Here is a 13,079-nt window from a genome sequence, read left to right on the forward strand (position 1 = left end):
TGTCAGCTCAGGTCGGCCACCGCGAGAGGAAGGGGGCAACGGGCCACCCCAGTCAAACCGCGCTGTCCGATCCCATCAACACAGCAGCGCTGCAAGAAGCCCCGCGCCTGGCAGGTCATCCCGCCCGCCGAGGCGCCGTCGTATCAGCTCTTGCGGATGACCGACAGATGACCAGGAGTCGGCCGGAACAGGTCGCTGCAGGTAGCCAACAGTTCCGCCACTAGACCGCCGCTCTTGACCCCAAACAGCCTCTGACCCCGGCTTCTGCGGAGAGGTGGTCGACCGAGGAGACAGTCGGCACCTGCCGCCCATCGGCGGAAGATGATCAGCTCGATCCGGCGCGCCCGTTCGGCGACCCTTGACGCAGAAATTGATCTTGAGGTGGTTCCGCTCAGCTCAGCTCGTCTCCCGCGAGGTGGAGTAGGACGTTGATCAGGCGGGCGTTGAGGGGGAGATTCTCGGCGAGGTAGTCCGGGGTTCGGACATCCCAGGTGGTGGTCTGGAGGGCGATGTCTTGAGCGCGGGGCTCGTCCTCGGTGATGAGCGCTAGGGCGAGGTCCAGAGTGGGACTTGGCCCGTCCAAGCTGGCTCGGAAATCGGTGAACTGCTTGAGGTGCGTGGTGGCTGCCGACGGGTTGAGCGCGCCCAGAAGGAGTAGCTGGGCTTTGTGGGCCTGCGGCGATAGCTGCCACAAGGCCAGCAGGTCGGGGACGGCCTCGGCAACGGCCTGGGCCGTCAGGGCCCCCGGGCTGTCGCCATCGGGCTCGGAGAGCGCCCAGGCGTTCTGGGAGGCGATGTAGAGCAGGTGCCGGAGGAGTTCGAGACGGCGTTCGGGGAGGATGCTCGGCGAGAGCGCGATTTGCACAAGGAACGGGATGGTGCGCTCCGTTGCCGAATACACGGTGTCCTGGTGCACGATGGCGCTGAAGTACTCATGCACGGCGTCTGACCAGCCCTCATCGTTAGCAGCAAGAGCTCGAAGGATGTCGGGTGTGTCGTCTGCAGAGCCATAGGCGTGGCCAAGGGTGGACCAGTCGACGTCGTCGAGTCCGGTGAGCGTGATCGGTTCTCCTCCGCCTGACAGCGATAGGGGTCCGTGGTCCAGCAGCCGCGGGACCACGGCGCTCTGGGCTCGGGGCCGGGTGTGAGCGAAGGACGCCATACGGAACTCCCGCACGTCCTCTGTCGTCCGGTCGACGAGCAGCCCGTCGAGGGAGCCGAGTTCTGGCGGACTCGGATGGCGGACACCGTAGGCGTCCTTCAGCCGCGCAACGAACCGGTGCTCCTCGGCTGTCCACCACTCGATGTCGTCGTCGGGATATGGCCCGTCGTCCCACGCCAGGACACGCCAGCCTGGTTCGTCACCCCAGCGGCCGCGGTAGGTGCAAGGGGTGAGCAAGACCTGGGTATAGCCCCGCTCAATAAAGACCTCCGCGATTCGCCGAGCCGTCGACTCGTCCGCGACTACGACGTCAGCGGCTTCGCTCCAGCGCTCGAGAATCTGCGCGAATTCGGTCACGTCGCAGCATTCTAGGCAAGGCCGGACCAGGCCTCAGATCCATGGCCGCGCGGTCGTTGCGCCTCATCTTGGCACTGTGCTCCCGGCGCAGGAGGTCGTTGGTGTTTTCGTTGGTTCCTCTCTGCCAGGGCTGCGACGTTTGTAGAAGTAGACGGGCATGGCGGTGTCGGCGGTGAAGCGGGCGTGTTCGGCCATCTCGCGACCGCGGTCCCAGGTCAGCTTTCGTCGCAGCTGGAGGGCGGCGCGGGTGAGATGCGGCCGGACTTGGTGGCCATTGATGCCGTCGGGGAGCGCGACGAGGCAGACCAGCACACAACGTCACGCCACCACACCGGTCTAGATCAACTTCTCGAACCCGCACTCAAGTCCTGGTGGCCCCTTCCTCTCGCCGGAGCAGGTGGTCCGATCACTGATTCGGTGCCTGGTCGCATTGATGGCGACCTCCGCCAGCCGCGCCAGGGCGAGTGCGCCCGCGCGGTCGTCAGCCCTCCGGCTGACCACGAGCATCGGTGCCGCCTGGTCGATCACGACGCTGTCGCGCAACAGCAGGAAGTAGAGCATCAGCATGGCCGCGCGGCCGTTGCCGTCGTCGAAAGGATGGAAGAACAGAACGTCCAAGTAAGCGCGTGCGACACGTGCGGGCAGCGGCACTGACGGATCGGTGGACTGGGCCAGGCACGCACGGAAACGCGGCTGAGTCCGGTGGTCCAGGCCGTAGCGTTCGCGGCCCGCCTTGGCCCGTGCCGGACCCGTTCGGAACTCAACGGGGCCGTGACCGAGGACGACAGCCTGCCATGCGGCGAGGCGCTCGAACGATGGATCAAGCCCTCTGCGGGCATCGTCGCGAACCCGCGCGAGCGCTGCCATGAGGCGGGCGGCCCGGTCGGGGTCTCGGCGCCGAGCAGAAGCGGCGACGAACGAGAGAACGCCGTCACGTTCCCCATGACCGGGCCGCCGGGATCCTTTGCCGCAGAGGCCCACGGGATGGACTCGCGGACCGCCCACCACTCAAGGAGGTCGTCCTCATGCATGCCGGGTTGCCTGCTGCGCCGCAGCCGCGATGCGCCGACCAAGGTCGGTGACGAGTTCAGGACCGGGTTCGGTCCAGCTCGAGAAACGGCCGCCTATCGCCTTGCCGAGGAGGGATGCGCGCCGGTCCCTTGGGACGCCCTGGTGTGTGAGGAACCACGCGAGCACCTGCTCGCAGTGCACATACCAGGCTTCGGTGGTCTGGGTCTGCGTGACAACGTCGGTCACCAGGACGGTGACCGCGCGCTCCCACGCCGCCAAGCGCTCACTGGGAGGACCAGCCGGAAGTCCCAGTCCGTCGAACCGGGCGGCAAGAGTCTCCAGCCAGGTCCGCCACTCGACCAGAGCGGACTCGATCAAGTCCGCGCGGGTCTTCCCTTTGGGCAGGTGGGAAGGGCAGCACCAGACCGTCACCGGCCCACCGCCAAAGCCCCGGGTCCAACTCCAGCCGCAAGCCCAACGCCCGAACCGGCCGACCAAGGCCTGCGTGACCCCCTCCGCCGAGTCCGATGATGCCCCAGAGATAACGCCGGCGACGCGCTGTACGGCGAACGGGTGGCGGGCAGGATCGACATCGCCCCATGTGAGATCCCAGGGATGGGGGGTGGAGTTGCTGATCACTCCCACAGTGTTCGCGTCGCGGCCTCAATGAGCAAGGCCCGGCTGGCGTTGGTCGTTCTTCATCAACGTGCCCGACGACCGCCCCAAGCTGGACGTGCCCGGCGCCATCAGCGTCACGCTCGGCCTGCTGGCCGTCATCTTCGGGCTCACACATGCGGGAGAAGGGCTGGGGCTCGGCGAACGCTCTGCTGTCGCTGACGGCGGACGTGGTGCTGCTGCTGGTCTTCTACGCCGTCGAACGCAAGGTTCCCGCGCCGCTGGTGCCGCTCAGCGTGCTTGGCAGGCGGTCGGTGGCCTGGGGCAACGTCACCGGCCTGATCGCGCCGAGCGATGCGCGCTGCAGCGGGCGGCAGGCGGCTCGGCCAAGAGCGGATGCAGCGGCTTCGCCCCGCGTCGCCGCCGGCCCGGTTCCTCGCGGCGCTCGACGACCTTGGTGGAGTACCCGGCGGCGTTCGCTTTCCGCAGGAGTCGGCCGACCGGCTGGAGTGGCGGCTCGACCGCCGCCGCCAACAGCACCTGCTGAACCCCCGCCAAGCACGGAAAGCCCCCCGCCCTGCCCCCCGGAGGCGCCCGGCGCCCCTTACGCCCGGCGCCCCTTGGGCATCCAAGCTCGATGAAGGCGTACCCGACCAACTGGTCCACCCCGTCGACGAGCGCTGCTACCGCCGCCTGGCCGACGTCCAGGCCTGAGCCACCGTTTCCGGCGCGGCGGTCAGATCGGTGCCAGGACGAGTTTGCCGCGGACGTGGCCCGTCTGGCTCTCACGGTGGGCGTCGGCCGCGTCGGCCAGGGGGTAGGTGCGGGCGATGGGCACCGTGATCGTGCCGGTCGCCACCAGCGTGGCCAGTTCTCCCAGGATGCCGGGCATGTCGTCGGGCTCGCCGTGGGCGAACCGCACGCCCAGTGACTCTGCCGAGGGATCGGCGATGGTGATGACGCGGTCGGGGCCGCCGGTCAGCTCGATCAGGGCGGGGAGGGACCCGTGCCCCGCGGCGGCCACTGCGGCGTCGACACCGCGCGTGGCGACGGCCCGGACCCGGTCGGGCAGCCCCTCGCCGTAGGTCACGGGGATGGCGCCGAGGGAGCGCAGATAGTCGTGGTTGCGGTGCCCGGCCGTGCCGATGACGGCAAGTCCGCGATGCCGGGCGAGCTGGACGGCGACGGTTCCCACGCCACCGGCCGCACCGTCGATCAGGATCGTCTCGCCCTGTTTCAAGCCGAGTCGGGACAAGACGTGGTAAGCCGTGGTGCCGACGACGGGCAGGGCGGCCGCCACCTCCCAGGACACCGCTTCGGGCTTGGCGGCGATGGCATCGAGGTTCGCCAGCGCGAGTTCGGTGTAACTTCCGGCGGCCGCCTTGCCGAAGACCTCGTCACCGATGGCGAAATCGGTCACGTCCGGCCCGACGCACTCCACGACGCCGGCCATGTCGACACCGGGAACGGCGGGAAACCCGACGGGCATCAGCTCGGCCATGGCCCCGCTGCGGATCTTCCAGTCGACCGGGTTGACGCCGGCGGCGCGGACGGCGATCCGGACCTGCCCCGCGCCCGGATCGGGCACTTCGTGTTCGGCCGCACGCAAGACGTCGGCACCACCGTACTGGAAGAACATGACAGCCCGGCAGATCCGTTTCATGGTTCCCTCTCTCGATGCGGTGGCCCGTGGATGACGTCCGGGCAGCAGGTCGTGGCTGCGAGGATCACCGCGCCGGCCCTGCCCACGCGGTCGCGAGAACGCGATACGGTCCGCCGGTCCGGTACGATACGGTCCATTGGTCCGGTTATGCAAGGAGGTGCTGGCCGTGACCGAACGCGCCGATGCCGCCCGCAACCGCGCCGCCGTGCTGGCCGCCGCGGAGGCGCTGTTCGAGCGCGAAGACCTCGACCATGTCAGCCTGGCCCGCATCGCCCAGGCCGCAGGTGTCGGCAAGGCCACGGTCATGCGCCGCTTCGGCGACCTGCTGGGCCTGGTCGACGCGCTCATCGCGCCGCGCGTCACCGCCCTGCAGGAACGCGTGCGATCAGGAGCGCCCCCGCTCGGACCCGGAGGCGACGCCGTCGCGCGCCTGCACGCCTATCTCGATGCGCTGCTGGACTTCGTCTTCGAGAACCGCATGCTCATCCGCGCACTGGAGCACTACGGGCCGTACGCCTATTACGCCAACCCCGCCAGCCAGTTCTGGATCGACGAGCTCGCCGCCCGGATCCATGCCGCACGCCCCAGCGCCGACGCCGAATATCTCGCCTACGCCGTCTTCACAGCCCTGCGCGCCGACGTCATCGATTACCTGCGCGAGCATCGACACATGGAGACCGAACGCATTCGCGCAGGTGTGCACGCCCTTGCCGACCCACCAGACACCGGGCCCGACCGAGGCCGCTGAGCCGCCGGTGTTCGAGCTGCTCTTCGGGCTCACTGACACCGACATCCTGGCCATGCAATCTCGGGCCAACGAACTCAACGCCGCCATCACGCGGCCGAACACGAACAGCACTCCGTGCTGGACTTCCTGCGCACCAGCAACACCACCGGGCGCCAGGAGGCCGAACAGGCCCACACACAGGCCGCGCGGGGCGCACTGCACGAGGAGATCAACCCGATCACCGACCGGGAGAGCCGCGCGCTGCGCGAGCAAGAGCCAGCACCAGGGCGGAACGAACATGGCTTCACCGGGGCTCCTTCCGCCCGGGGGGACCGCCAGACCATCGCACGAGTAGCGTCACCTACTTTCCGCAACGCCTGGGTGGGCCACGAACGGTGAGCCTCAGACGCGGTCCGCGGGCAGGTCGCCGGGGAGAGCGGCACGGACGCGGCGCCGCGGGCCGCGGAGGAGCGCGGGCGGGCGCTCGGCGAGTCGGAGGGCCGTCCCGTCAGGGGCGGGCGGCTCCGCACCGAGCGCGCGCTGACCCGCGCGGCCGAGATCGTGGATCGGCACGGGTTCGAGCCCGACCGGGAGAGCGCGGACCGGCTGCGGCTGCGCAGCCGCCCGTTCCACCTGATGGCCGAGGACGATCCCGGCCTGGTGTGCGGCGTGAATCACGCCTCCCTGTCCGGCAGATGGACGGGGTGGGCGCGTCCAGCATCGAGGCCACGCTCGCCCCCCACTCCCGGTCACTGCTGCGTGGAGTTCGGCCCGCGCGGCGAATGAGTCCGGCGTCCGCCTTCAGCGTCTTCAGCCGGTCTATGGTCATTCCGTCGGAAACGTGCGGGAGGTCCGGGTGGCGGTAGGGCGGGTTCTGGGGGCGGTCGTGCTGGCGGGTGGGATGCTGACAGCGTGCGGGCAGGGTGGCTCCGAGTCGTTGCTGGACGAGCCGACCCTGGTGGTGGGGGTGCGGCCGGACCTGCCGGGGCTGGGGCTGCGGCGACCGGACGGCCGGTTCGAGGGGTTCGACATCGATGTCGCGCGGTACGTGGCGGACCGGCTCGGGAAGAAGGTGCGGTTCGTCCAGGTGCTGGCGTCCGAGCGGATCACGGCGCTGACGTCGGGGCGCGCCGACCTGGTCCTCGCGACCCTGTCGGTCACGCCCGAACGCAAGACGCAGATCGCGTTCGCCGGGCCGTACTACATGTCCTACCAGGACGTGCTGGTCCGGGCGGACGAGCGCGGCGTCAAGGGCGTCCGGGACCTGACGGGGCGCCGGTTCTGCGCCGTCGAGGGGGCCGACCCCATCCAGCGGCTGCTGGCGGTGCACGGGATGACCGCCAGGACCGTCCCCGCCAAGAGCTATGACCAGTGCATGAGAATGATCAAGGGTCGGACGGTGGACGCGATCACGACGAACGACGTCATCCTGGCCGGCCTCGTCCGGCGGGAGGGCCGCGGGTACCGGCTCGTCAACGCGCGGATCAGCGAGCAGAACACCGGCATCGGGCTCCGCCGCGGCGACGTCGAGGGGTGCGAGGCGCTGAACCGGGCGATCACCCGCATGTACCAGGACGGGACGGCGGCGAAGTTGATGCGCCGGTGGTTCGGCGGCACCGGGCTGGACCTGTCGATGATCGAGGTGCCGCAGTTCGAGGGGTGCGTCTAGAGGGACATTCGGTCGAGGATCAGGTGCAGTTCCTCGGCGCGCCCGCCCGAGCTCCCGCCCTCCCGGGTGCGGGTGGCGATCTTGTTCTGCAGGTAGGCGACGTCCTCCCGGCGGCGCTCGCGGGGCCGCCGGCTCTCGTCGAGCTCCTCCAGCGGGGGTGGGCTCCGGCGTCTCCGGAGGCGGATCGGTGGTCTGCGGGGCCGTCGTCGCGGGCGTGGGCCCGGGGAACTCTCCCGCTTCGTGAGCGATAGCGGCGATGGCGCCGAAGGCGGTTGGCATGACGCGGCCGATGAGGTCCGGGTCGATGTCGGGCAGCTGCGCCTGGATCGCCTCGGCGAGCCGCTGGACGCCGGCGGCGACGTCGGCGGGGTGGCCCCGCAGCGAGAAGCGCGAGCGGGAGTTCCCGCCCACCTTCCTGCGTCGGCGCCCGCTGTTCTCGATGAGAGAGTCCGACGAGACGGGGTTCGCGTAAGTCTGGGAGCGGTCGCTCCCCGTTTGGCTCCCGAAGGGGCCTCAAGATCGAAAAAGACCTCGGAATGATCTCCGAGACCCGGTCTGACCTGCTACAACGGGGTGGGCGATACGGGGTTCGAACCGGTGGCCTCTTCGGTGTGAAGCAAAGCAGGAAAGTCGATCTAGGTCGATCTGAGTCGAACGGGGAGCCTCTCACCTGCGCGAACGCCCTGACCACGTCGACTTGAGTCGATGGGAGCCTGACTGCGGTGGCTCCCAAGACTGGCTCCCTCGGCTCCTCATCACATCCATCACCCAGAGTTCCTGCGCGCCGCTCGCGGTGCAAGGCTGCCCTGGAACGGGTCAGAAGCCAGCCCGGGCGGGACGTCCAGTGGGTGGCGAATGCCGAGCTCGCGTAGCCGGAGTCCTCCGCCGCTGAGTCCGTGTCCCATGGACTGGAGTGTCGTGCGGTGGTCTCTGCCAGGCAGCCCGGGTCGCGGTGTGCGACGCCCCGGCCGTGTGCTGCGGCGTACTGTCAGAGCCGGGTGATCGGGGTGGGTGTCCGCCAGACGCTGCGCGGCGTGTTCGGCGGCCCCGGCCAGCATGTGGTCGCCTGCGGCCAGTGCGGTGCGCGCCGGCCAGGCCGCGGCCGTCGGGTCGCCGAGCAGGAACCCCGGCCGGCGCACGCGCCGATGGCGACCTGGCTACACGCGATCGCGGTCCACGCCGGCCGCGGCCTTCCGCCACGGCCAGCGGCCCTCCAGTTCGATCTCCAGCGAGAGGCTCAGGAACGTCCGGACACCGACGATCGCGGCGAGGACGGCGACGCTGCCGAGCGTCGGCGAGGCCGCGACGGTGCGGATGATGTCGCCGGCGACCAGCACCTCCAAGCCAAGCAGGATCGTCCGACCGAGGTTCTGCCGGTAGAGCCGGTAGAGGTCCGGGAGTGCCTGCCGGCGCCCAAGGAGCCGTGACACGAAGACGGCGGTGGCGGCCACTGCACCACAGACGATGATCGCGACACCGGCCAGATCCACCGCCCGGCCGACATCGTCAACGATCTCGTCGAAGTCCACGGCCGGATCAGCGCCGGCGCGGTTTCACCGGGGTCGGGGGCCGCCCCGTCCTGCGGGCCACCCGTCTCGGCGACCGCGCCGCACGTGAACCACCGCGGCGGTCGGACCGATCACCGCAATGACGACAGGCACCGCTATGACCGATCTTCGGACTCATGACGCCCCCGCTCGACACTCGCCTGGATCCCACGCCGGCAAGGGAGTCATTGCCGCCATCGAGCCCGTCATAACATCGCCGCGCCACGGATGCATGCTCAGGGTCTCAGCCACGACGCGATAAACAGCCCGTTCGCGCCGGGGCCCGTGACTCCTCACAGATGCGCCGCTCGGTGACCTGTTCGGACGCCGGTACCGACTGTTGGCAACCTTAGGCGTCGAACATCGCGAAGAGGACGTTGAGGCCTTCCGCCAGAAGCGGGTCGAGGGAGAGATCGATGCAGTGGTTGGTCTCACTACTCGGAGCCGCGTTCATCATGGCCATACTCCGAGAGGAAGGCCGGCCCGCGGAGGTGTTCGCCGCGTACGCGGCAGACCATGGCCGTGCCCCCACCGAGTCCTGAGCCCCGCGCCCATGCCTTCGGCATCTCCCGAGTCGGCCGGCAGGGCGAACGTTGCCTGGTACGGCACTAGTGACGGTGCTTGCGCAGTTCGGTCGCCAGTTCTGCGGAGAACTGCTCGGCGTCTGAGAGCCGGGCGCGGATCTTCCGGCAACGTTCCTCTACCAGCGAGCGGTAAACCGTCAGGCGTTTGGTGAGGTCGGTGCGCGTGGCCTCGTCTGTGCCGGCGGATTGGAGCTGGTCCAGTATGGTCAGCAGGTCGCGCATTTCTTCGAGGGTGAAGTCGAGCGGCTTCATCCGCTTGATGACCAGCAGGCGCGCGACGTCGTCGTCGGTGTAGAGACGGAACCCGCCCTGGGACCGCGCCGTCGGGAGGGCGAGGCCGACCTCCTCGTAGTGGCGGATGGTGCGCAGGCTGAGTCCGGTCCGGTCCGCGACCTCGCCGATCTGCATGTGCCTGCCATCCATCGGGTTCCTCCTCACGCCACCGGCCCACCTCGCCGGGGACGGATGATCCATATCGTGGGTCAAGCTTGCCATCTTCCGTCCTGTGGCGCGGGGCCGAGGCCATGCGGCCGGGTCGATTCCGGCCGGAGGTACGGTCGGCTCGGAACACCGGAACGGCTGGCGAATCCGCTTCACCTGATCCTTAACCTTACGAAAGGTTAGGGTGGGCGGGTGCCTTGACTTGTCGCCGCCATGGCGTGTAGTTCCCACTTCCCCGCTCCTCGCCTTGGCGGCGATCTCCTGATCCGGCAGTCTCTTCTATTTGGTCTCGTTTTGGCGGCCCTGGAGGGCGTATGTTCGGGCTTCCTCGTTTAGCCGGGCTCTATCTCTGCGCCGTCGTGACCTCCGCCGGATTCTCGGTGGCGTCCGCGTCCCTCGGCGGTTCCTTCGCCGTTGTGGATCGGCGGACGATGGTCGCGCTGGTGGTGCTGTTCCTGGTCTGCGACTCCGTGACGGCGCGGCTGAACATCCAGGGGGCGCGGGTTTCGCTGGGGTTCGCGGTGAGCCTGGCGTCGGTGGTGCTGCTCGGGCCTGCCGGGGCGGCGCTGGTCGGGGCGAGTGCCGTGGCCACCGGGCAGCGGCGGGTCTCGCCGGTCAAACGGCTGTTCAACGGAGCCCAGTTCGCGCTGAGCGGGGTCGCGGCCGGAATCGTGTTCCGGCTGGTCGGGGGCGACGGGTTCGAGCCGGGCCGGCCCGGCTGGGTCGGGCATGTCATCGCCCCGTTCACAGCCGCGCTCGCCACCTTCGTGGCCGCCAACCTCGCGCTGACGGCGGGGATCTTGCTGCTGAGCGAACGAGCGGCTGCGCGCGAGCTGATCCACGTGAGCGGCCCTGTCGCCGGCGGGTGTCTCGGGTACGGGATGTTCGGGCTCCTGATCGCCGGGTTGTGGGGCCGCCTTGGGCCGCTGGTGGGGGTGCTGGTGCTGTTGCCGCTGCTGGTGGCGCGGTGGGCGCTGGAGCAGGCGTTCGCACAGCAGCGGGCCCAAAGCGCGACGCTGGCGGCGCTGTGCCAGGCGGTGGAGACCAAAGATCCGTTTACGCGCGGGCACTGCGGGCGAGTGTCACGCGCGGCGGTGATGATCGCCCGGCAGCTCGGGATGCGGCCCGCGCGGGTGGAGGCCCTGCGGTCCACAGGGATGCTGCACGATGTAGGCAAGATCGGCGTGCCGACCCGAATCCTCACCAAGGACGGCCCGCTCACAGACGAGGAGTACGCGGCCGTCCAACTGCATCCGATGCGGGGCCTGGAGATCGTCCGAGAGATCGGTTTCCTGGACGAGGCGCTCGCCGGGATCATGCATCATCACGAGCGGATGGACGGCGGCGGCTACCCGCTGGGCCTGGCCGGGGACGAGATCCCGGAGTTCGCGCGGGTGATAGGGGTGGCGGACGCCTTCGACGTGATGACCTCCACGCGCCCCTACCGCAAGGCCCGGCCGATCGAGGCGGCCGTGCGGGAGCTGCGGCGCTGTTCGGGCAGCCAATTCGATCCTGTCATGGTCGAGGCGTTCCTGCGGGCGCTGGAGTCGGACGGCTGGGGGCCGGGGACAGAGCGGCGGGCAGGGGCTGGGAGCGCAGAAAGTGCAGCAACGTGACCGCCCTGGTGAGGACGACGTAGAGCCGCGGCAGTCCGCGGGACTCGGCCTCGGCGATTGACGCCGGTTCCACCACGGCCACGGCGTCGAACTCCAGGCCCTTGGCGAGGCCGGCCGGCACGCAGATCAGCCGAGCGTTCTGCGACAGTGATCGGAGACCCCAGGTGTCAACAACCTCCGGCGGTTTTGGATCTAGCGGGTGCGTGCAACGTAGACGGTGTTGGCGGCAGTGCCACCCTGTATCGGGTTGGGGAACTCCACGACATGCGCTGTCACCTCGTCGAACGCCTCGCCGAGCACGGCGGTGAAGCCGTTGTCGGGGGCCTCGTTCGACCAGAGTGCGAAGACACCGCCGGGATGCAGGCGCGCGGCCAGCCGGCTCAACGGCCCGGGGCCGTAGAAGGAGGCATGACGCGGGTCGAGGACATGGCGCGGCGAATGATCGATGTCGAGCAGGACCGCGTGGAATCGGCTTCCCGGGCTTTCCGGGTCCACCCCGTCCCGAGATGAGGCCAGGGCAAAGAAGTCGCCCTGGACGAGCCGGCACCGGTCATCGGTCGCCAGCCGCTCCCCGAGCGGCACCAGGTGCGCCCGATGCCATTCGATGACCTCGCCGAGCGTCTCCACCACGACGAGCGAACGCACCCGGGGATCTTCCAGAGCGGCGTGCGCGGTGTAGCCGAGCCCGAGCCCTCCGACGAGGACATCAAGGGACTGCCCCTGCGCTGCGGCCAGGCCGAGCCGGGTGAGTTCGACTTCCCCCGCCGTCCACAGGCTCGACATCAGGAAGTCGTCATCCAGCTTGATCTCATAGACGTCGACGCCGAGTGCGGGGTCCCGGCGCCGCCGGAGGCTGATGGCGCCCATGGGGGTGGGACGCCAGTCGAGCTCCTCGAACAGTGCGCCCATGGCAGTTCACTTCCTCTTCGACTGGGCCCAGCAATGGCCGGCGTCTTCGGGGAGCGGCACCCGCCCCGCATTCGGCGCGGCCGTCCAGGGCGCTGACAATCGCAGTGAGCCACCTCAGGCAGCAGCGACCCGAGATACCCTCTCGTACGGTAAGAGTAGCGTGAACCATCGTCATGGCAGGTGACGCCTTGGGCCGGTCTGCAAGTTGCATCTCCTGGCGCACGGATAGGTCCGGCGTCCGGCGGCGGCGCGGAGTTGACGGCGTCGAGCGCCCTGGTCAGCCCGGACCGCCGCGAATGGCGTTCCCCTTGCTCCGGGTAATACAGCCTTCCTCTACCAGCCCATGGACGATCGTGTGATCGGCGGTGAGCTGGTGGAGTCTGCGCGAGCGCAGCAGATAGCGCGGGAGTCGCCGATGTGGGCGAGCGCGGAGCGTCGACAATCACCACGCCGTTCTCCGGGCAGGTGTTCACCGTCTTCGGCCGCGACCGCTCCACCCTGGACGCCGCCTACCCCGGGGACGTGATCGGTCTGCCCAACGCCTCGGGCCTGACCGTGGGCGACACCCTGTACACCAAGACGCCCGTGACGTTCCCGCCGATCCCGGAGTTCGCGCCCGAGCACTTCATGTGGCGCGGGTCAAGGACAACAGCCGGGCCAAGCAGTTCCGCCGCGGCGTCGAGGCGCTCACCCGCACCCTCGACGGGACCTGGTCGACTCCTACACGCCCACGCTGTTGACCTCCACAACCGCCCTGCGCTGATCGGAATACTCGTCA

General features: G+C 69.3%; 14 protein-coding genes and 3 pseudogenes. 7 read left to right on the forward strand and 10 right to left on the reverse strand.

All coding sequences use genetic code 11. From position 1 onward, the window contains the following. Positions 1-391: 391 nt before the first annotated feature. The 4 genes and pseudogenes from BKA00_RS12625 to BKA00_RS12640 all read right to left on the reverse strand — a co-directional run bounded on the left by BKA00_RS12625 (position 392) and on the right by BKA00_RS12640 (position 3,169). Entirely contained in the window at positions 392-1,519 is a 1,128-nt protein-coding gene (locus BKA00_RS12625; RefSeq protein WP_185025082.1) for a hypothetical protein, read from the reverse strand. Positions 1,520-1,601: 82 nt separating this feature from the next. Beyond that, a pseudogene (locus tag BKA00_RS38850) lies at positions 1,602-1,750 on the reverse strand (IS30 family transposase); the annotation flags it as partial. Positions 1,751-1,855: 105 nt separating this feature from the next. Beyond that, on the reverse strand, positions 1,856-2,386 hold the full coding sequence (locus BKA00_RS12635; RefSeq protein WP_185025083.1) for a Fic family protein: 531 nt from the start codon (positions 2,384-2,386) through the stop codon (positions 1,856-1,858). A gap of 156 nt (positions 2,387-2,542) precedes the next feature. Next, complete coding sequence (locus BKA00_RS12640; protein ID WP_185025084.1) at positions 2,543-3,169, reverse strand: hypothetical protein; 627 nt, start codon at positions 3,167-3,169, stop codon at positions 2,543-2,545. Positions 3,170-3,236: 67 nt separating this feature from the next. On the opposite strand from BKA00_RS12640, the gene BKA00_RS38265 reads away from it, so the two are divergent. Further along, positions 3,237-3,692 (forward strand): hypothetical protein, encoded by a 456-nt coding sequence (locus BKA00_RS38265; RefSeq protein ID WP_221493127.1) that lies wholly within the window; start codon positions 3,237-3,239, stop codon positions 3,690-3,692. Positions 3,693-3,881: 189 nt separating this feature from the next. Here the strand turns inward: BKA00_RS38265 and BKA00_RS12650 are convergent, their stop codons facing one another. Beyond that, positions 3,882-4,808, reverse strand: coding sequence for an NADP-dependent oxidoreductase (locus tag BKA00_RS12650; protein WP_185034107.1), 927 nt, complete (start codon positions 4,806-4,808; stop codon positions 3,882-3,884). A gap of 166 nt (positions 4,809-4,974) precedes the next feature. Between BKA00_RS12650 and BKA00_RS12655 the strand changes: the two genes are divergently transcribed. Next, positions 4,975-5,556: a TetR/AcrR family transcriptional regulator gene (locus BKA00_RS12655; protein ID WP_221493128.1), complete on the forward strand. Its 582-nt coding sequence runs from the start codon at positions 4,975-4,977 to the stop codon at positions 5,554-5,556. A gap of 114 nt (positions 5,557-5,670) precedes the next feature. Beyond that, positions 5,671-5,934, forward strand: coding sequence for a hypothetical protein (locus tag BKA00_RS12660; protein WP_185025085.1), 264 nt, complete (start codon positions 5,671-5,673; stop codon positions 5,932-5,934). A 3-nt stretch (positions 5,935-5,937) separates the two neighbouring features. On the opposite strand, the gene BKA00_RS12665 is transcribed toward BKA00_RS12660, so the two are convergent. Then, a complete protein-coding gene (locus tag BKA00_RS12665; RefSeq protein WP_185025086.1) occupies positions 5,938-6,213 on the reverse strand; it encodes a hypothetical protein in 276 nt (91 codons plus the stop codon). A gap of 178 nt (positions 6,214-6,391) precedes the next feature. On the opposite strand from BKA00_RS12665, the gene BKA00_RS12670 reads away from it, so the two are divergent. Beyond that, positions 6,392-7,204 (forward strand): transporter substrate-binding domain-containing protein, encoded by an 813-nt coding sequence (locus BKA00_RS12670; protein WP_230298996.1) that lies wholly within the window; start codon positions 6,392-6,394, stop codon positions 7,202-7,204. A gap of 277 nt (positions 7,205-7,481) precedes the next feature. Continuing rightward, positions 7,482-7,676 carry a hypothetical protein gene (locus BKA00_RS12675; protein ID WP_185025088.1) on the forward strand — a complete coding sequence of 65 codons (195 nt, stop codon included), beginning with the start codon at positions 7,482-7,484 and terminating at the stop codon, positions 7,674-7,676. A 685-nt stretch (positions 7,677-8,361) separates the two neighbouring features. Here the strand turns inward: BKA00_RS12675 and BKA00_RS12680 are convergent. Continuing rightward, positions 8,362-8,733 (reverse strand): DUF1622 domain-containing protein, encoded by a 372-nt coding sequence (locus BKA00_RS12680; RefSeq protein ID WP_185025089.1) that lies wholly within the window; start codon positions 8,731-8,733, stop codon positions 8,362-8,364. 626 nt (positions 8,734-9,359) lie between these two features. Continuing rightward, positions 9,360-9,758: a MerR family transcriptional regulator gene (locus tag BKA00_RS12685; RefSeq protein WP_185025090.1), complete on the reverse strand. Its 399-nt coding sequence runs from the start codon at positions 9,756-9,758 to the stop codon at positions 9,360-9,362. Between the two features lie 332 nt (positions 9,759-10,090). Between BKA00_RS12685 and BKA00_RS12690 the strand changes: the two genes are divergently transcribed. Continuing rightward, positions 10,091-11,392: an HD-GYP domain-containing protein gene (locus BKA00_RS12690; protein WP_185025091.1), complete on the forward strand. Its 1,302-nt coding sequence runs from the start codon at positions 10,091-10,093 to the stop codon at positions 11,390-11,392. Here the strand turns inward: BKA00_RS12690 and BKA00_RS38855 are convergent. Beyond that, positions 11,292-11,525: pseudogene (locus BKA00_RS38855) on the reverse strand (hypothetical protein); the annotation flags it as partial. The gene BKA00_RS12690 and the pseudogene BKA00_RS38855 sit on opposite strands and share 101 nt — an antisense overlap. 59 nt (positions 11,526-11,584) lie before the next feature. Continuing rightward, entirely contained in the window at positions 11,585-12,301 is a 717-nt protein-coding gene (locus tag BKA00_RS12695) for a spermidine synthase family protein (RefSeq protein WP_185025092.1), read from the reverse strand. Positions 12,302-12,775: 474 nt separating this feature from the next. Here BKA00_RS12695 and BKA00_RS38860 point away from each other — a divergent pair. Next, positions 12,776-12,981: pseudogene (locus BKA00_RS38860) on the forward strand (peptide chain release factor 3); the annotation flags it as partial. Between the last annotated feature and the right edge of the window lie 98 nt (positions 12,982-13,079).

The organism is Actinomadura coerulea (genome assembly GCF_014208105.1).
Taxonomy (GTDB): domain Bacteria; phylum Actinomycetota; class Actinomycetes; order Streptosporangiales; family Streptosporangiaceae; genus Spirillospora; species Spirillospora coerulea.

Coding starts and splice junctions, on each gene's coding strand:
- BKA00_RS12685 (WP_185025090.1), bottom strand. CDS start 9,758: ATGGATGGCAGGCACATGCAGATCGGCGAGGTCGCGGACCGGACCGGA.
- BKA00_RS12650 (WP_185034107.1), bottom strand. CDS start 4,808: ATGAAACGGATCTGCCGGGCTGTCATGTTCTTCCAGTACGGTGGTGCC.
- BKA00_RS12695 (WP_185025092.1), bottom strand. CDS start 12,301: ATGGGCGCACTGTTCGAGGAGCTCGACTGGCGTCCCACCCCCATGGGC.
- BKA00_RS12690 (WP_185025091.1), top strand. CDS start 10,091: ATGTTCGGGCTTCCTCGTTTAGCCGGGCTCTATCTCTGCGCCGTCGTG.
- BKA00_RS12675 (WP_185025088.1), top strand. CDS start 7,482: ATGACGCGGCCGATGAGGTCCGGGTCGATGTCGGGCAGCTGCGCCTGG.
- BKA00_RS12635 (WP_185025083.1), bottom strand. CDS start 2,386: ATGGCAGCGCTCGCGCGGGTTCGCGACGATGCCCGCAGAGGGCTTGAT.